Origin of the sequence: Metabacillus litoralis (assembly GCF_003667825.1) — a bacterium.
Lineage (GTDB): Bacteria > Bacillota > Bacilli > Bacillales > Bacillaceae > Metabacillus > Metabacillus litoralis_B.
Genome location: NZ_CP033043.1, coordinates 2355511 through 2374866 on the forward strand (window position 1 = coordinate 2355511; position 19356 = coordinate 2374866).

Annotated in this window: 18 protein-coding genes; 2 read left to right on the forward strand and 16 right to left on the reverse strand. The window is 36.7% G+C overall.

The features are described from left to right. The first annotated feature begins 103 nt into the window (after positions 1 to 103). A complete protein-coding gene (gene zwf, locus D9842_RS11725; RefSeq protein WP_373995106.1) occupies positions 104 to 1585 on the forward strand; it encodes a glucose-6-phosphate dehydrogenase in 1482 nt (493 codons plus the stop codon). A 937-nt stretch (positions 1586 to 2522) separates the two neighbouring features. On the opposite strand, the gene D9842_RS11730 is transcribed toward zwf, so the two are convergent. The 12 genes from D9842_RS11730 to D9842_RS11785 all read right to left on the reverse strand — a co-directional run bounded on the left by D9842_RS11730 (position 2523) and on the right by D9842_RS11785 (position 13882). Next, on the reverse strand, positions 2523 to 3524 hold the full coding sequence (locus tag D9842_RS11730) for a phosphotriesterase family protein (RefSeq protein ID WP_121662690.1): 1002 nt from the start codon (positions 3522 to 3524) through the stop codon (positions 2523 to 2525). Beyond that, entirely contained in the window at positions 3521 to 5194 is a 1674-nt protein-coding gene (locus tag D9842_RS11735; protein WP_121662691.1) for a long-chain fatty acid--CoA ligase, read from the reverse strand. The genes D9842_RS11730 and D9842_RS11735 overlap by 4 nt, the downstream gene beginning before the upstream one ends. Positions 5195 to 5366: 172 nt before the next feature. Beyond that, positions 5367 to 6779, reverse strand: coding sequence for an NADP-dependent phosphogluconate dehydrogenase (gndA, locus tag D9842_RS11740; RefSeq protein ID WP_098797166.1), 1413 nt, complete (start codon positions 6777 to 6779; stop codon positions 5367 to 5369). Positions 6780 to 6982: 203 nt separating this feature from the next. Next, on the reverse strand, positions 6983 to 8215 hold the full coding sequence (locus D9842_RS11745; protein ID WP_121662692.1) for a DNA polymerase IV: 1233 nt from the start codon (positions 8213 to 8215) through the stop codon (positions 6983 to 6985). A 121-nt stretch (positions 8216 to 8336) separates the two neighbouring features. Next, the gene (locus tag D9842_RS11750) at positions 8337 to 8804 is read right to left on the reverse strand and encodes a chemotaxis protein CheW (protein WP_257536034.1); all 468 of its coding nucleotides are present in this window, start codon (positions 8802 to 8804) and stop codon (positions 8337 to 8339) included. Positions 8805 to 8943: 139 nt separating this feature from the next. Continuing rightward, complete coding sequence (locus D9842_RS11755; protein WP_121662693.1) at positions 8944 to 9756, reverse strand: urease accessory protein UreD; 813 nt, start codon at positions 9754 to 9756, stop codon at positions 8944 to 8946. Continuing rightward, positions 9753 to 10370, reverse strand: a complete 618-nt coding sequence (gene ureG, locus D9842_RS11760) for an urease accessory protein UreG (RefSeq protein ID WP_121662694.1) — start codon at positions 10368 to 10370, stop codon at positions 9753 to 9755. Before ureG ends, D9842_RS11755 begins: the two co-directional genes overlap by 4 nt. Positions 10371 to 10398: 28 nt before the next feature. Next, on the reverse strand, positions 10399 to 11085 hold the full coding sequence (locus tag D9842_RS11765; protein ID WP_121662695.1) for an urease accessory protein UreF: 687 nt from the start codon (positions 11083 to 11085) through the stop codon (positions 10399 to 10401). After that, entirely contained in the window at positions 11078 to 11524 is a 447-nt protein-coding gene (ureE, locus tag D9842_RS11770) for an urease accessory protein UreE (RefSeq protein ID WP_121662696.1), read from the reverse strand. The genes D9842_RS11765 and ureE overlap by 8 nt, the downstream gene beginning before the upstream one ends. Positions 11525 to 11533: 9 nt before the next feature. Continuing rightward, complete coding sequence (ureC, locus tag D9842_RS11775) at positions 11534 to 13240, reverse strand: urease subunit alpha (RefSeq protein WP_121662697.1); 1707 nt, start codon at positions 13238 to 13240, stop codon at positions 11534 to 11536. 2 nt (positions 13241 to 13242) lie between these two features. Beyond that, positions 13243 to 13560, reverse strand: a complete 318-nt coding sequence (locus D9842_RS11780) for an urease subunit beta (protein ID WP_121662698.1) — start codon at positions 13558 to 13560, stop codon at positions 13243 to 13245. Positions 13561 to 13579: 19 nt separating this feature from the next. Continuing rightward, positions 13580 to 13882: an urease subunit gamma gene (locus D9842_RS11785; protein WP_121662699.1), complete on the reverse strand. Its 303-nt coding sequence runs from the start codon at positions 13880 to 13882 to the stop codon at positions 13580 to 13582. 470 nt (positions 13883 to 14352) lie between these two features. Between D9842_RS11785 and D9842_RS11790 the strand changes: the two genes are divergently transcribed. Next, a complete protein-coding gene (locus D9842_RS11790) occupies positions 14353 to 14814 on the forward strand; it encodes a BsuPI-related putative proteinase inhibitor (RefSeq protein ID WP_121662700.1) in 462 nt (153 codons plus the stop codon). Positions 14815 to 14870: 56 nt separating this feature from the next. Here D9842_RS11790 and D9842_RS11795 read toward each other — a convergent pair whose 3' ends face one another. The 4 genes from D9842_RS11795 to mce all read right to left on the reverse strand — a co-directional run bounded on the left by D9842_RS11795 (position 14871) and on the right by mce (position 19249). Further along, on the reverse strand, positions 14871 to 15719 hold the full coding sequence (locus D9842_RS11795; protein WP_445159127.1) for a CAP domain-containing protein: 849 nt from the start codon (positions 15717 to 15719) through the stop codon (positions 14871 to 14873). A gap of 424 nt (positions 15720 to 16143) precedes the next feature. After that, entirely contained in the window at positions 16144 to 17262 is a 1119-nt protein-coding gene (locus D9842_RS11800; RefSeq protein WP_121662701.1) for a M20/M25/M40 family metallo-hydrolase, read from the reverse strand. A gap of 21 nt (positions 17263 to 17283) precedes the next feature. Then, on the reverse strand, positions 17284 to 18837 hold the full coding sequence (locus tag D9842_RS11805; protein WP_121662702.1) for an acyl-CoA carboxylase subunit beta: 1554 nt from the start codon (positions 18835 to 18837) through the stop codon (positions 17284 to 17286). Then, on the reverse strand, positions 18827 to 19249 hold the full coding sequence (mce, locus tag D9842_RS11810) for a methylmalonyl-CoA epimerase (protein ID WP_285842974.1): 423 nt from the start codon (positions 19247 to 19249) through the stop codon (positions 18827 to 18829). The genes D9842_RS11805 and mce overlap by 11 nt, the downstream gene beginning before the upstream one ends. Positions 19250 to 19356 lie beyond the last annotated feature (107 nt).

Below are 19356 nucleotides of genomic sequence, written 5' to 3' on the forward strand. Positions count from 1 at the left end.
AGTATTTTACATTCAGTGTTCAAAAAATTCGATCTAGTCTTCTTTTTTTGAATGTATATGCTGATGAAATAAATAAATGTATTTAACAAAGTGAGGTACGAACGTGATTACACAAGAACATCCAAAATCAATTATTGTCATTTTCGGAGCAACAGGTGATTTAGCAAAACGAAAGTTATTCCCATCTATCTACCGCCTTGTTCAAAATGAGAAAATCGGAAAAAACTTTGCCGTTGTTGGGGTAGCAAGAAGACCTTGGACAACTGATGAATTCCGTAGTAATGTTTCAGATTCTATTCAAACTTCAATGAAAGAATCCAAGGATCTAGAAGAATTCACATCTCATTTTTATTATCACCCATTTGATGTAACGAATCCATCATCCTACTTAGAATTAAATGGTCTGCTAAGTGAGCTTGATGGAACTTATCAAACAGAAGGCAATCGCATTTTCTATCTAGCAATGGCACCTGAGTTCTTTGGTACAATTGCACAAAATCTTAAAAAAGAAGGATTAACAGATACGAATGGCTGGAGCAGATTAGTAATCGAAAAACCATTTGGACACGATCTTCCTTCTGCTCGAAAACTGAACCAAGAAATTCGTGAAGCATTTAATGAAGATCAGATTTATCGTATTGACCATTACTTAGGGAAAGAAATGGTTCAAAACATTGAAGTAATTCGCTTTGCTAACGCCCTATTTGAGCCTTTATGGAATAATCGTTACATATCTAATATCCAAGTAACATCTAGTGAGATTTTAGGTGTGGAAGACCGAGGACGTTATTATGAGAATTCAGGTGCACTCCGTGATATGGTTCAAAACCATATGCTTCAAATGGTTGCTTTATTAGCGATGGAGCCGCCTATTAAACTGACTACTGATGAAATTAGAAGTGAAAAAGTAAAAGTTCTGAGAGCACTTAGAGCCGTTGCCGAAGATGAAGTTAGTCAATACTTTGTTAGAGGTCAATATGGTGCAGGTCAACTAGAAGATAAACAGCTAGTTGCCTATCGCGATGAAAATAATGTAGATGATGATTCTCAAACTGAAACTTATGTTGCCGGAAAATTATTAATTGATAACTTTAGATGGGCCGGTGTTCCTTTCTATATTAGAACTGGAAAACGAATGGCTGCAAAATCAACAAAAATTGTTGTTCAATTTAAAGATATTCCAATGAATTTATATTACAAAAAAGGTGAAACTGTTCCACCTAACTTGTTAATCATTCACATTCAACCTGAAGAAGGAATTACTCTTCAGTTAAATGCGAAAAAGGATGAAGATGAATCTGGCATCTCAAAACCAGTTAAGCTTGATTTATCTAATAATTTCCTTGATGGAATTAATACACCGGAAGCATATGAAAAATTAATTTATGACTGCATGCGTGGAGACGCCACTAACTTCACTCATTGGGACGAAGTAGCTTTATCATGGAGCTTTGTAGATCCAATTTCAGAAGCATGGACAAAAGGTAAAGCAGCTCTTGCAAGTTATCCTTCTGGATCAATGGGACCTAAAGAAGCAGATGAGCTTTTGAAGGAAGATGGAAATCAGTGGTGGCCTGTTAACTAAAACAGGATGTGATGACCTGGAATCGATCCCAAAATTTTAATTCAATAAAGAAATAGTAAAAGCCGATTAGGATAAATCCAACGGGTTCGGTTTCCGAATACAAAAACTAAATTAGCAAACTAATAAGCAGTCCTATTCGCTACTGAATAAGACTGCTTATTTTTATTGATATTTATGGGGTTTAATTAAATGGAAGGTAACTAGGCCCAGAATTCCGAACCACTTTTAATATGGTGACATAAGTATTTGTCAGCATAAAAATTCGCAAGCTCATTGCTATTCCAAATAGTGTGCTAAAAATGATTTTAACTACCAGGGGGGTGGCTAATTGTCTGAGAGGCGGATAAATAAAGCAGATTATTCTTAATTGAGTAACCAATAGTTTATAAATAAGCGGAGTTTTTCCGGTTAAGCAATGCAAAATGGTCCATTTCCGTCTTTTTCGATTAAATAGGCGGAATCTTTCCGTCTATTTAATCTATTTTTCATGTTATTTCCTCAATAAGGGGAATTTCTCCGCTTATTAGTAGCTTATTTCCATGCGATTCTTGAAGAGTTGAAAATTTGCTTAAACGGGTACTTATCTTGGTATAAAAAATGCTTGGAGCATTAATGTTTCCAAGCATTTTTCTTTGCTGATTTACTTGTCAAAATGCTTTTCAATTATAGTTTTGCGAATTCGAAAAGCAATGTTAATTTGTATTTTGTACTTCAAAACAGAACCTGTTAGGATAAATCTAATCGGCTTTTCTATGTACAGAGTATTTTAGATGCGTATTTATATCGCTCTCATACAACAAAAATGTGCGAATGAGCTCGTCTATTTGCCTCATACAAATTAAAACTTGTTTGAATAAAATAGATTGTGTAAGAAGCAAACCTTAAATCTCCTTAACTTGAGCTGCTACGATAAGTAGCAGCTCCTTTTATCGTTTAATCATTTGTTTGCAAATTTTGATGAGATCGAAAATAACGATTTGATGTTTTCAGTAAACAGAATCTCCAACTGCTGTTCAGTAATCCCCAAAGATCTTAGCTGTGGAACAATATTCTCAAAAATATGCGTAGGATGCCAATTTGCGATTGAAGGTATAGCTGCTTCCGGGACCACCAGCTCTCTTCCTAACCAAATGTTAACGGAGTCATGCGCTAAGAAGATTCTGTTTTCAAAGCCCTCCTTTAATAACTCAACAAGAACAGCCAATCGTTCTTGATCTGTAGGACATCCTGCAAGCCCCTGAAGTCCAATTCGGTCAAAACCAATACGCACACCCTTTTCTAGAGTTCTCCTATGATACTCGACGTCTGTATTTCCACACATATGCCCAATAACTACACAATCTGGATCAACACCGAGCTCTATTAAAAGATCAGCTTGTTCAGGACCCATAGTCCCTTCCTGAGTATGAGTTAAAATAATGGTACCTGTTTCTTTGTGTGCTCTAGCTGCTGCCCTAAAAAACATTTTTTCGTAGTCTGTTATTACATTTTTACTTGATGCAAGTTTAATAAACCCTGGCTTAATTCCAGTATCCTCTATGCCATTTTGAAGCTCTGTTATAAACATTTCATATATTTCCTCTTCTGCAGGACCTAACGCTGCACGAGCTTTAAAATATGGAGTCGCCCCTTCTCCTTCATAATAAAAGCCTGTTCCACATACAATTTGAAGGCCTGTTTGAATGGATATATCTCTTAATAAACGAACATTTCTACCACACTCATTTGGTGTTGGATCAAGAACCGTTTTGACACCATGTTTCATGATCTTTTCCGCTACTTGTATACCGATTGTTAAAGCATGGTTATAATCAAATCTACCTAAAGTACTATCGCCATTGTAACCAGGATATCCAAATACAAAGTGTTCATGACTTAATGTTTTCCCTAACTGATCTAAGGCAATAGGACCTGTTACCGTCTCAACTTTCATCATCATTTTTCTCCCCCCGCGACTAACTTGTTTCTTTCTTCTTCCTGCAGTTTTCTCCATAATAACTTTCCACTGCTCGTTGTCGGGAGTTTGTCTCTGAATTCTATCACTCTAGGATACTTATAAGCAGCTAATTGTGTTTTAGACCAATCAATGATGTCTTGTTCCGTAACTTTGCCCTTATTTTCTTCATTTAAAACAATGAATGCCTTAACCTGCTCACCCTTTCTTTCATCAGGTACACCAACAACACAAGCCTGTTGGACAGCAGGGTGTCTATAAAGTTTTGATTCAACTTCAGTTGGCCACACTTTAAATCCTGATGCATTAATCATTCTCTTAATACGATCTACGATAAAATAATAGCCTTCATCGTCATATTTTGCGATATCGCCCGTTCTAAAGAACGTTTTACCTTCAATGGTTATAAACGCATTAACATTCTCTTCTGGTCGGTTATAATACCCTTTAAACACCTGAGGGCCCCGGACAACAATCTCTCCTTCTTGATTTGGCCCTAGTTCTTGTAAAGTGAGTGGATCTATGATTTTGGATTGAGTATTTGGAGATGGAATCCCGAGACATTGCAACTTAGGCCGATCTGGTGGGTTAAAGTGAGTGTGAGCAATTGTTTCAGAAAGTCCATAACCTTCTGCATATCTAATACCGGCTAAATTATATAATTTCTCTCCAACAGCCTCAGGTAACGGAGCACCACCTCCACCAATCACCTCCAACGTTTTAAGAGAATCTTTGATAAGATTAGGGTTTGCCAAAAAGTCTATTAACATCGTACTTATATTCGTCCAATGTGTAACACCGTACCGTTCGATTAGTATCCTTGCAAGTTCTCTGTCCCATCTTGTCATAATGACGATTTCACAACCACCTGATAACGGACCATGACAACTATGAAGCATACCCGTTACATGAAATAACGGAAGTGTTAATAAATGCACCGATTCGCTTGTTACACTTTGCCATACACCAACCGTAATAATATTTGCTTGGACCGTTTTATGGGTATGCATACATCCCTTTGGAGTACCAGTTGTTCCAGACGTATAAGGCATAACAACTAAGTCATCAGCACTTACATCCACTTCTTTAGGTGAATATCTAGCTGAGAGAGCCTCGTGCCATGGAGTATATTCTGGTGGAAGTTCCTGACGAAGAGCACAAACCTCTTGTGGAAGATTCAAATTAGGTTCTGAATCAATATAATCAGAGTATGTTCCTACAACAACATGCTCGATTGTGCTTTTGTTCATTAATGCTCGGACATTTTCAAAAAGCTCCTGCGAAACAATAGCTGTTTTTATTTCACAATCCTTTACATAAAAGGCTAATTCTTCACTTGTATTCATGGGGTTTATTGGAATTACGACTGCTCCTGCTCGAGCAACTGCATAAAATGAAATGATCCACTGTGGAGAGTTTTGCATATAAAGGAGAACACGATCTCCTTTTTTCACATTGTTTGCTTGAAGATATCCAGCTAAACTAAGAACCTCTGAATATAGTTCTCGATACGAAATCTTTTTTCCATAATAATTAAGGGCAGTTTTATCAGGATAACGTCTTGAAGATATTTCTAAGTTTTCAATGAGGGTTGTTTCTGGGAGTGTTAATTCTTTCGGTACGCGTTTTGGATAAAATTCTAAATATTTTTCCACTTATACCATCAACTCCTATGTAATTAAAATGCATTTATCTTCTAAAAAGATAACTCGCTACCTGAATATACCATGGTAATCACACAATGTAAAGGCTTACATTATTTGATTTATAGGATTTTAGGTAACAAAAAAAAAGACAGAGCGGACTCTGTCTTCTTGTTTACAAATATTATTTTTCCATCCACTCAGTATGGAAAATCCCTTCTTTATCAACACGTTGATAAGTGTGAGCACCAAAGTAGTCACGTTGTGCTTGTAAAAGGTTCGCAGGAAGCGTTTCAGTACGATAGCTATCATAGTATGCAAGTGCAGATGAGAAGCATGGTACTGGAACTCCATTTTCGATTGCTACAGTTAAGATTTGACGAAGTGCACCTTGATACCCTTCAACAATTTCTTTGAAATAATCATCTAGTAATAGGTTTGCTAATTGTGGTTCTTTATCATATGCATCTTTAATTTTTTGTAGGAAAGCTGCACGGATAATACATCCACCACGGAAGATCATCGCAATATCACCATATTTTAAATCCCAGTTATACTCTTCAGAAGCTGCTCTCATTTGAGCAAAACCTTGAGCATAAGAAACAATCTTACTCATATATAAAGCTCTACGAACCGCTTCAATAAGCTCTTCTTTGTTACCCTCATATTTTTTAGCAGCTGGACCTGAAAGAATTTTGCTAGCTTTTTGACGCTCTTCTTTCATAGCTGAAATGAAACGAGCAAATACTGATTCAGTAATAATTGGAAGAGGTACACCTAGGTCAAGAGCACTCTTACTCGTCCATTTACCTGTCCCTTTTTGACCTGCTGTATCAAGAATAACGTCCACTAGAGGTTTTCCAGTTTCATCATCTTTCTTTGTGAAAATATCTGCTGTAATTTCAATTAAGTAACTGTCAAGCTCACCTTTGTTCCACTCAGCAAATACTTCATGAAGCTCGTCTGCCGTTAAACCTAATACATTTTTCAATAAGAAATATGCTTCAGAAATTAACTGCATATCTCCATACTCAATTCCGTTATGAACCATTTTCACATAGTGTCCAGCTCCATCTGGACCAATATACGTACAGCAAGGATCGCCATTTACTTTTGCAGAAATAGCTTCAAGAATTGGTTGAACTAAATCAAACGCTTCTTTCTGTCCACCTGGCATAATAGAAGGTCCTTTTAACGCGCCTTCTTCTCCACCTGAAACGCCTGTACCTATGAAATGGATTCCACTCTCAGCTAGTTCTTTGTTACGACGTTGTGTATCTGTATATAGTGTGTTACCACCGTCAATTAAAATATCACCTTTATCAAGATGTGGTAGAAGCTGTTCGATTGTTGCATCTGTTGGTACACCAGCTTTAACCATTAAAAGAATTTTTCGTGGAGTTTCTAATGATTGAACAAATTCTTCAATACTGTATGTACCCACCACGTTTTTCCCTTTTGCTTCTGTTAAAAATTCCTCAGTTTTTTCTGCTGAACGGTTGAAAACAGATACTGAAAATCCACGACTTTCAATATTTAAAGCTAAGTTTTTACCCATTACAGCCAAACCAATAACACCAATTTGTTGTTTCGACATTCGCTTACGTCCCTTCTAATCCTTATAGTATGTAAAACTAAACAATCATCCAATTACTATCATAACCTAAAAAAGTTTAGTTTTCCGCCAATAAATGATAAATTGACACATTATTCGAATTATTTCATTTAACTTCAACTTTGAAAATACCACATTTTTCAGCTACATTTCAAGTGACTTATCTTATGTAATCGTTTACTAACTCAAAAATCTTTATTAAAGCTTATCCCCGGTGTTCCAGGTTCCTCTTGTTTTCCTTTTACTCCACGTTTAATAAGCTGACTTCCGTATTTTTGATTGATCTGATCAATAACGGAAAGTATCGGTTCGTCTTTTGCATCATTTTCAAATGAGAACAAATCCAATTGCTTTACTGCATCTTCCCTTTCAACTAAATCCTGTCCAGTTATGCCAAGTAATCGAATAGGCTCTTCATTCCAGTGATTGAAAAAGAGATCTTTTACTTCATGATAAATATCATCCTCTTCTCCAACAGGGTTTTTCATTGTTTTACTTCTTGTAATAGTTTTTAAGTTACTATAACGAATTGTGACAAAAATTTTGTTAGCTAAAACTTCTTTCCTTTTCATTCGAAGAGATACGGAATGAGCTAACTTTCTTAACACTTCATTAATTTGAGTTTCATTCGTCGTATCCTTAGACAACGTAGTAGAATTACCAATGCTCTTAAAATCATAGATTGAATTAGGGTTAACTTCTCTTAAATCGTTTCCGTTCGCTCTTTGTATGAGACGTTCACCGTTAATACCCAGTAAGCTTTTTACTTCCCCTATATCAGCATGTGCTAAATCATAAATAGTATGAATCCCTATTGTTTTTAGCTTTTCAGCTGTTTTCTCACCGATACCATGCATTTCGTTTGCTGCCAGAGGCCACAATTTATTCGATAAATCTCTTTTCCTTAAAATCGTAATTCCAAGTGGCTTTTTCATATTTGATGCCATTTTAGCTAGAAACTTATTGGGAGCAATTCCAATACTACAAGGCAGCAACAGTTCCTCCAAAAGCCTATTTTGAATAGAACTTGCAATCTCTAGTGGTTTTGATCCAGGAAATTCACTTAAGTCCATATAACCTTCATCAATTGAAACAGGCTCTACTAATTCTGTATATTCCCTTAATAATTCAAACATTGCACGAGATGCTGTTCGATATCGATCAAAGTTTGGTTTTCTTACAATTAATTCAGGACAAAGCTTACGAGCTTGCCAAAGAGGCATAGTTGCTTTTACACCCTTCGAACGTGCTTCATAGCTGCATGTAACAATAATTCCTTTTCGTTCCTCAACATTCCCTGCTATTGCTAAAGGCTTTCCTTTAAGAGAAGGATCAAATGCCATTTCCACTGAAGCATAAAAGCTATTCATATCAACATGTAAAATAATTCTTCTTTGATTTACAGGTTGCTCCGCCATCTTTCCACCACACATATAAAATCATTATCATTAGTTTACCATGTTAATGTATAAGCATGCTCATGTGGAGTTTACTTTTTCTCTTTTCCTTATATTACGCAAATAAAAAAGCCACCAATTATTAAGATTGGTGACTCAGCATTCCTTCTTTTACAACAGTAAAGTTTTCTAGACTTGCTAAAAGAAGAGTCGGGTTAATAATCGTAATCAAACGATCTTCTAAACTTGCCACTGCTTCAAAGTATTTTGTAGCTTGAAAAGCTCCGATGCTAATGGATTTTAACTGATCTTCTAGAACATCTAAGATTTCCTTTGCCTCTTTAACAATTAGAGCTGCAGAAATATCGTCTGATTGAATAACAATTAATTTCACATCTTCATCCATTGTCATATGTTGACGATGAAAAATTTGATGTGTATCTAGTACAGGAATCAACTCTCCTCTAACCTTTACAACACCCTTCATATAATAAGGCATATTTGGAATAACGTTGATATCCTCTAGCTTTTCTATAGAAATCACGTGTTCAATTGGCATTCCGTATTCTTCATCTCTTGTTCGAAAAACAACAACTTTCGAAATATCCATCTTATAATCTCCTCCATAAATCCCCTGAGGTTTCTTTCTAACTAAGACTATCATACTATGAATATCAGGCTTTTGGAAGATGATCTTGTTTAAAAAGGTATAGAAGAAGCGTAAGCATATAAGCGTTCTCTCTAATCTATTACCATTTTCTCCACTCTATCATTTCTTTTTCATCCAATTCTTTTCGGATTAAAGTTTCACACAAACTAAAGATCATTTCTATTGCAGGTGTACTGTTAGCTAGTACTCTTAATGCCAAGCCTGGAATATTCAATAAGCTTATCCCAATTCTAGCATCTATAGAAGAAGATAAAGCCTCTCTAATTTTCTCTATTAACGTTTCATTTACATGAGGATGAATCATAAACAAGGTTCCTAAATGGGTATATCCTTCGAGTTGCATGAATTGATGAAGATTTTGATCCGGAACTAACAATTGATGGTCAAATACCTGAAGCTTGCCATCAATAAAGATTTTCATTTTTGAAGCCACCTTTTTATACTGAAAAAGCTTCCCATTTTCAGACCATCCGGGTGTGATCACATCTGTATAATAAAAGGTTGAAGATGATTCCATATACACATTCGTTTGTTGTGAAAAATTAGCATCTTTATAGGGAATTAATGAATCTTGTTTCACATATAGCTCACTATTATTTTTTAAAAAATAATCCATGTCTTGAGTTACACCTAATCGAGGTGACTTATAAACCTTTGTGGAAGCTTGCGTAGTTAAAGCTAGCTTTGCCCCATCACCTACTACAACCTCGGTTTTATAGGAGTCACCGTCAACATAGCCACCACCCACATGGATAAGTGTTAAAAGAGGCAGACCTTCAGGAAGATAGGTCGGACGTGTTATTTTTAACACGCCATCGAAAAAACTATTACTAATCACAGATTTATTTTGTTTTTTCTCTACCTCAAGCTGAAGGTACCCTGTATACGTCATGCTTCAAGACCAACCAAAAATGCTTCCTTACGAATCCAATCCACTACCTCATTAACACCTGTTCCATCTTTAAGATTTGTAAAAATATATGGACGATCTCCTCTTGATGATAGTGTGTCTTTTCTCATAATCTCAAGATCAGCCCCAACATAAGGTGCTAAATCAATTTTATTGATAATAAATAAGTCAGACTTGATCATCCCCTGACCACCTTTACGGGGGATTTTTTCCCCTTGTGCAACATCAATAATATAAATAGAAAAATCTACTAGCTCAGGACTAAAGGTTGCAGCTAGATTATCTCCACCGCTTTCCACAAAAATAAGGTCAAGATTCGGGTGACGCTCATTTAATTCATCTATTGCCGCAAAATTCATTGAGGCATCTTCACGAATGGCAGTATGAGGGCATCCACCTGTTTCAACACCAATAATTCGATCTTCTGGTAATGCACCGTTTTTTATTAAAAACTGAGCATCTTCTTTTGTATATATATCATTTGTAATGACCGCAACTTCAAGCTCATCCATTAACACCCTTGTTAATTTGTCTACTAATAATGTTTTGCCTGCACCTACAGGTCCTCCGATACCGATTTTAATTGGTTCACTCATCTTATTCATCCTTTCATATCTTGTTAAATTATGACATAAACAATCGTACTGAAAGCTGCTCATGTACCATTTGAGCAATTTCCAAACCCGGTGCCCCCGCACCAAAGTGTTCTTCATTAAGATTCATTATTTGTTTGACCATCTGATTCAAGAACGGTTGTATTTCAACTAAAATTTTTTGCCCATCAGTTTGTCCAATCGGAATTCCTCTCACTGCGTTTTGAACGAGGGAGGAAGTTGTGGCAAAAAGATAAGTAGATAAGGTTGTCTCCAACTCTATATCTAAACCTTGACACACAACTGCAAAAACGATTGAACTGTGACCATGAGCTTTCTTATCTTTAATTTTTAGTTGATAAGTTTCTAACTGTTGGTTTGGAAACAGCTCATTCATGACTTTCACCATTTGCCGACCAATTCGACGATTTCCCTCACGTGTTTCTTTAGCCATGGCAAGAGCAAAAAGTTCATGATCTAGTTGCCAAATCGAATTTAATCGTTTCTCTTGTAAATATTCAAAGGCTAACCGACATGCTAAACCATCTGTAAAAACAAATTGGGTTTGCAGAAACTGTTTAAGCGCTAATAAAAATGTTTTTTTATCTACCACTTTATCTTCTTGAATATACGTTTCTAATCCAAAAGAATGAGAAAATGCTCCTGATGGAAAATTTGAATCACAAATTTGCAGCAATTGAAACAAGTGTTTAGTCATGTGAATGTCCGATATGTTTAAAGGCTTGATTCATTTTCCGATTTTCCCTAGCATATGGAACCTCCAACTCCTCTAGCAAACGCTCTACTAAATAGTCATACTGCACGATCATCTCATTACCTTCAAATTGAGCTGGTAAATGTCGGTTTCCTAATTGATGGGCGATCTCTCCCATTTGAAGGATGCTAGTTGGTTTAATGACAATAACATCATCCTCTATCACACTAATAACAATCGAATTCTTTTCATCCTGAAAAAGAATATCTCCATCCATTAATTCTTTCACGTCTTTTAGACGGATCCCAAGCTCTTTTCCATGATCTGTTTTGACGCGTTGAATTTTCTTAACTAAATCATCACTTCTTAAGTAAACACGTTCAACATGATGTGGAGCTTTTTCTAAATCCTTTACATTTCCTACTATTTTTTCAATGATCATCTTCTCACCTCAAAATAAAAAATATCGTTGAGCCAAAGGTACTATGTTATCTGGTTCACACGTAATCAATTGACCATCAACCGTAACTTCATAGGTTTGTGGATCAACCTCTATTCGTGGTGTTTCCCCATTTAATTTCATATCACTTTTCTTTAATTGACGGATATTCTTTACAATTCCTATTTTCTTTTGTAAACCTAGTTCTTTATTTACTCCCTGCTCATAAGCTGCCTTCGACAAAAATGTCATGCTAGTAGAATATTTCGCCTTTCCAAAGCTTGCAAACATTGGACGATACAAGGCTGGCTGTGGAGTTGGAATTGACGCATTCGGGTCTCCCATTACACTCCACGCAATCATTCCTCCTTTTACTACTAACTCTGGCTTAGCACCGAAGAAGGCTGGGTCCCACAAAACAAAATCAGCTAGCTTGCCTACTTCAATGGACCCCACATAATCTGAGATACCGTGGGTTATTGCAGGGTTTATCGTGTATTTAGCAACATATCTTTTGGCTCTAGCATTATCGTTTTCTTCTCCAGGGTTTAACTCACCACGTTGACGTTTCATCTTATCAGCTGTTTGCCACGTTCTTGAAATAACTTCACCGACTCTTCCCATTGCCTGTGAATCGGAGCTGATCATACTAAACACACCTAAATCATGAAGAATATCTTCTGCTGCGATTGTTTCCTTTCGAATACGAGAATCTGCAAAGGCCAGATCTTCTGGTACAGATGGATCTAAATGATGACATACCATCAGCATATCTAAGTGCTCTGCAATTGTATTAACCGTATATGGTCTCGTTGGGTTTGTTGATGAAGGAAGTATATTCGGGTAAGATGCAGCTTTAATAATATCAGGGGCGTGACCTCCACCTGCACCTTCTGTATGGTATGTATGAATCACACGCCCATCAATAGCATTTAAAGTATCCTCCACAAACCCACCTTCGTTTAACGTATCACTGTGGATTGCGATCTGAACATCGTATTGATCGGCTACTGATAGTGCTTTATCAATGTTCGATGTTGTTGTTCCCCAATCTTCATGAAGCTTTAATCCAATTGCTCCTGCTTCAATTTGCTCTTGTAGTGCTTCTTCATTAGAAGCGTTCCCTTTGCCAAGAAACCCTAAATTAACAGGAAATTCTTCGGCTGCCTTGAGCATTTGATGGATATTCCAAGCTCCAGGTGTACAAGTTGTTGCATTTGTTCCTGTAGCGGGACCTGTACCTCCTCCTATCATCGTTGTAACACCCGATTCTATCGCAGTACGAACTTGCTGTGGGCAAATAAAATGAATATGCGCATCTATTCCTCCTGCCGTAACAATCATTCCTTCTGCTGCAATAACCTCAGTTGAAGCCCCGATCACAATGTCCACAGAATCCATAATCAAAGGATTACCCGCTTTTCCTATACAAGTAATGATTCCTTCTTTTATACCAATATCAGCTTTATAAATGCCTGTATAATCAAGAATTAACGCATTAGTCACAACAAGGTCTACAGCATCTTTCCTTGTTGCCAGAGGATGCTGCCCCATGCCATCCCTAATCACTTTTCCTCCACCAAATTTAACTTCATCACCATATGTGGTGTAATCTTTTTCAACTTCAATAAATAATTCAGTATCTCCAAGCCTTACCTGATCGCCAACTGTTGGACCAAACATATCTGCATATTGATGTCGTGACATTCGAAAGCTCATCGTTACACTCCTTTATCCAGTGCATCATTTGTTAAATTGTTAAGACCGTATATTCTTCTTTCACCTGAAAATGAGATAAGCTCTATTACTTTTTGATCTCCTGGTTCAAATCGTACGGCTGTACCCGCAGGAATATTTAATCTTCTCCCAAAAGCTTTTTCTCGATTGAATTCAAGCGAACTATTAACCTCGTAAAAATGAAAATGAGATCCAATTTGTACAGGTCGATCTCCATTATTAACAACTTCAAGTTTGGTTGACTTTTTGTTTTCATTACAAATAATCGGCTCTTTTTTTAACCTTAATTGTCCTGGTACCATTCTTCATCCTCTTTTCGTATCATGAAATCGGTTCATGGACCGTTACTAATTTTGTTCCATCAGGAAATGTTGCCTCTACTTGGATGTCATGAATCATTTCTGGTACTCCTTCCATAACATCTTCTCTGGATAATATGTGTTTTCCATATTGCATAAGTTCTGAAACAGACTTTCCATCTCTCGCACCTTCTAACACCTCGTAGGTTAAGATCGCAATAGCTTCAGGATAGTTCAGTTTTAGGCCTCTATTTTGTCTTCTTCTAGCTAAATCTGCCGCAACAACAATCATGAGCTTTTCCTGCTCACGAGAAGTAAGTTTCATTATTATTTTCCTCCTAAATGGCTAAATGCTTTTGTAATAATCTTCAAATAATTACTTTATTAAAAAATTTTGAAGCATATGTTTGAGATAAGAATTAAGCAAGACCAGAGAAAAAAGGATCTATATTTTTAGGGGGAAATATAAAACTTTTCTGGTCTTGCTTACAACTTACCTCCTTTACTTCAAATCCCTTCGACACATTTACTTACACTAAACATAAAATCAATGAACTTTTACTATTTATGTCATAAAAATTAACCTTATGTGTAAGGAAAGTTAACATGACTTATATTTCTCATTATACAGAATTCCCATTGTTATACAATATTTTTTTAAAATTCAGTTATATTTTCTTATAAACAGACATCTGAAACAAACACTTGAGAAAAATAAAATAAGACTTAAGTTTTTGTAACTATTCTATTAGAAAAACGACAAATACTATAAGCGATATAAGGTAGGTGTAGATATTGAGAGCGATCATTAGTTTATTAATAACCATGTTAATAGTAGTTGGGTGTGGTGATGGTCATACAAGTAATAACCAACAAGGAGGAGGCAATAATCCCGAAAGTGATCAGGGTATTGTTGCCGGTGAGATGGCACCTAGCATAACTGAACTTAGTCCACTTCAATATGAATATAAAGTAAAAAATCAAACGGAGAAAGCAATCACTTTGAAATTTACAAGCTCACAAAGAGTTGACTTTTCTGTATCAACGAAGGAAGGTCAGGAATTGTTCCTATATTCAAGTACTGCCTCCTTTCTTTCAGCCTTGGGAGAGGAGAGCATTGCACCTGGAGCAGAATTTAAATATAAAATCAACTTGACTGAATTAGACCTTCAAAAAGGAGAATACCTTTTAACAGCATGGATGACTCCTGAGGAAGGCGCAACTTATAAAATCACTAAAGAGTTTACACTAGAATAACCAAGAGGTGAGTCAGTATAAAAACAGACTCACCTCTTTGGTTAAATAGTGGCATTTTATCTCCCTACAAACATCTGTGTCCAATGATGTCCGTTTGAATCATATCCAATCCCTATATGTGTAAAATCCTTACTTAAAATATTTTTTCTGTGTCCTTCACTATTCATCCAAGCTTGAACTACTTCTTGTGGTGTTCGTTGACCTTGCGCGATATTTTCACCAGCCGTTTTATATGTTACTCCGAAATCCCTCATCATATCAAATGGAGAACCATATGTTGGGCTAGTATGTGAGAAGTAATTATTTTGTCTCATATCTTCTGACTTCTTCTGAGCTACGCCATTCAATTGTGTGTCTGCCTTTAAATCAGGTAATCCATTTTTACGTCTTTCTGCATTCGTTAAGTCAATAACCTGCTGAACAGCTTGGTTTACACCTTGTGCAGGTTGTTGCTTTTCAGCAGGTGCTTTTGCTTGTTCTTGCTGAGCTGGTGCCTGCTGTTGTTGTGCCGGTGCTTTTGCTTGCTCTTGCTGTGCTGGTGCCTGTTGCTGTGCTGGCGCTTTTGCTTGCTGTTGGTTTGTTGCTTGATTATTTTGTTGAGCATTTGCTTGTTGCTTCGTTTGTGCTTGTTGCTGATTTGCTGCCTGCTGCTGAGCTTGTTGCTGGTTTGCTTGCCCAGTATAACGCTGCGTTAACTGATTCGCTTTTTGCTGTGCTTGCTGCTTTTGTTGTTCAATAAACTGACGAGCTTGTTTTTCTGCATCTTCTTTGGAATTTGCTCTAATAAATTTATATTTTGCTTCTTGAACAGCAATTGCCTTTGTATGCGGGTATTTCTCACTTGAAAGATCTGTTTTCGAACTTGATATTGTCATCCCATTCTGATCATCATTTCCCATTCCCATGAAACGATCAGTAACAAGTTCATAATCATTATCTTTAATATTATTATCACGATTTGTTGTTCTAAAACGATTATTCTCCGCTCTGTCAAGTGTATTTATATCCCTCGTAAAAGGTCCATAGCTTGTTCGGCCGTTATAGTTTACATTTTCTGCAACGTCCATTGTATTTGTTCTGTTATTGGTTTCAAAAGCACCTTCGTTATTGTTACATGCTACTAACCCAACAACTAAAGCACTCGTAGTAATTAACCCAAGCTTTTTCTTTATCAACGCAAACCCCTCCTTAAATTTTTGATCAACTACCTTCTTATTTTCTTTATTTTTCAGAAATCTATTGATGGTAATAATCAAGCTATTTGGAGAGAGATTCACTTTTTGGGTATGAAACACCAAAAAACGCTTGGAATACTCCAAGCGCTAAGCATTACTGAGCCACTTCTTGAATAACAGCTAAAACCAGTTCGGCTGTTTTTTCTAGTTCCTCAATTGGCATTTTTTCATTTGTTGTATGAATTTCTTCATATCCTACTGCTAAGTTAACTGTAGGAATTCCATTACCAGCGATTACGTTTGCATCACTACCACCACCACTAGTTTGCAATTCGCTGTTACGACCAATTCTTGCAGCAGCACGTTTTGCAACTTCTACAACATGATCTCCGTCACCAAATTTAAACCCTGGATACATAACCTCAATATCAACTTCTGCACTTCCACCCATCTCTGCGGCAACAGTTTCAAAAGCTTCTTTCATTTTCTTTACTTGTTCTTCCATTTTTTCCGGAACTAAAGAACGGGCTTCTGCTAGGATATGTACTAAATCACAAACAATATTTGTTTGCGTACCTCCTTCGAAACGCCCTATATTGGCAGTTGTTTCATGATCAATTCTTCCTAAAGGCATTTTTGCAATAGCCTTTGCAGCAATGGTAATCGCTGAAACACCTTTTTCAGGAGCTACACCAGCATGTGCTGTTTTCCCATAAACTGTTGCCTTAACTTTCGCTTGTGTTGGAGCTGCGACGATAATTGTCCCAACCTTACCATCACTATCAAGTGCATAACCAAACTTTGCTGTCATTAGATTTGCGTCCAGTGCTTTTGCTCCGACTAATCCAGATTCCTCTCCAGCTGTTATGACAAATTCTATTTTTCCATGTTGGATATTTTCTTCTTTTAATGTTTTAATTGCTTCAAGCATAGCTGCTAAACCAGCCTTATCGTCTGCACCGAGTATAGTTGTTCCATCTGTAACCACATACCCATCTTTAATGCTCGGCTTAATCCCCTTACCAGGTACTACTGTATCCATGTGGGATGTAAAGTAAATTGGTTCAACATTTTCTTTAGTAGCTTCCAATGTACAAATAAGGTTTCCAGCCCCATGACCTGTTATACCTGTTGTATCATCTTCAACAACTTGTAAACCTAGATCGGAAAACTTCTTTTTTAGTACCTTTGCTATTTCTGCTTCATATTTTGTTTCTGAGTCAACTTGAACCAATTCAAGGAACTCGTCTAATAAACGTTGCTTATTAATCATAAATTCATTTCCTCCTACGCATTAAAGGGGAATATTCCCATGTTTTTTTGCTGGTCTATTTTCCTTTTTTGTTCTTAGCATTTCCAATGCCTGAATAAGTTTAATCCTTGTATCTCTAGGGTCAATCACATCATCCACCATGCCTTGGCTTGCGGCAACATATGGGTTGGCGAACTTTTTTCGGTATTCCTCAATTTTCTCAGCCCTTGTTTGCTCCGGGTTAGGGCTTTCTTGAATTTCTTTAGCAAAGATGATATTCGCAGCTCCTTGTGGGCCCATAACAGCAATTTCCGCATTCGGCCATGCAAATACAAGATCAGCACCAATAGATTTACTATTTAGTGCTACATAAGCACCACCGTATGCTTTTCTTAAGATAACTGTTATTTTAGGAACAGTTGCCTCGGAATAAGCAAATAGAATTTTGGCACCATGACGAATAATTCCTCCGTGTTCTTGTTTAATCCCTGGGAAAAAGCCAGTCACATCCTCAAACGTGATAAGTGGTATTTGAAAAGAATCACAAAAACGTATAAATCTAGCTGCTTTATCAGAAGAATCAATATCTAAACCGCCAGCCATATACTTCGGTTGATTACAAACCAAACCAACAACTTCACCCTTAATCCTAGCTAATCCGATCACAATGTTTTTGGCAAAATCCTTCTGAACTTCTAAAAATGATTGTTCATCAACAACCTGTTTAATGACTGTTCTCACATCATATGGTCTTACGGCATCAAAAGGTATACTATCTGTTAAATCAGGTCGATAATCATCTGAATTTTGTACAGACCTGACAGGTGGCTTTTCTTCATTATTTTGCGGTAAATAACTCAATAAATTCCGTACTTGTAAAAGTACATCCTCTTCAGTAGAACCTGAAAAATGAGCATTTCCGCTAATGGTATTATGTACTTTTGCACCACCTAAATCCTCTGAACTTATTTTCTCACCTGTTACGGTTTCAATTACTTTCGGTCCTGTAATAAACATTTGGCTAGTTTTTTCGACCATAAAAACAAAATCCGTTATAGCCGGTGAATAAACAGCCCCTCCTGCACACGGACCCAATATCACAGAAATTTGAGGAATAACACCGGAATAAATTGTGTTTCGGTAAAAGATTTGGCCATAGCCATCTAATGATACCACACCCTCTTGAATTCTAGCACCGCCAGAGTCATTTAGTCCAACAAAAGGAGTACCATTTTTTGCAGCTAAATCCATAACAGCTGCAATCTTCATCGCATGCATTTCACCTAGAGCTCCGCCAAAAACAGTAAAGTCTTGGGAAAACAGATATATTGGTTTTCCATTTACTTTCCCATAACCCGTTACAACACCATCACCAGGACCAGCTTTATCAGATAAGCCAAAATCATTACATCGATGTTGAATAAAAGGATTAATTTCAACAAAAGAATTAGGATCAAGTAACAAATCGATTCTTTCTCGGGCGGTTAATTTTCCTTTTTCGTGTTGTTTTGCTACTTTTTCATCACCGCCACCTAACTCTACCGCTCGTCTTCGATCGTATAATTCGTTAATTTTTTCATAAATATCATGATTCATTACGTTCACCCCGCTTTTTTTCACATAACTCAACTAACACACGATTCCCTGCCGTTGGGTGAATAAACGCAATATTTGAATTAGCTGCACCGCTTCTTACATTTTCATCAATAAGAGGAATTCCTTTTTCCTTTAGCTCTTTTAAACGGGCACTTATGTCATCTACCCCTAAAGCTATATGGTGAATTCCTTCCCCCTTTTTTGAGAGAAATTTGCTAATAGCACTTTCATCAGACATTGGTTCTAACAATTCAATTTTTGTTTCTCCAGCTTTTAAAAATGCCACTTTCACTTGTTGTGTCGAAACCTCTTCAACCCCTAATAATCGAAGCTGCAAAACGTCTCTATAAAATGTTAATGCACTTTCTATTGAATGTACGGCAATTCCAATATGATCAACTTTGTTTATCAACACTCATCTCTCCCCACCTTATGATGATGAAAACGCTATCAAGATATAATATTTCTTCTCTTTCCACTAAAGAAATTCCTCTTTTTTTGACGAAATTCTTTCACATT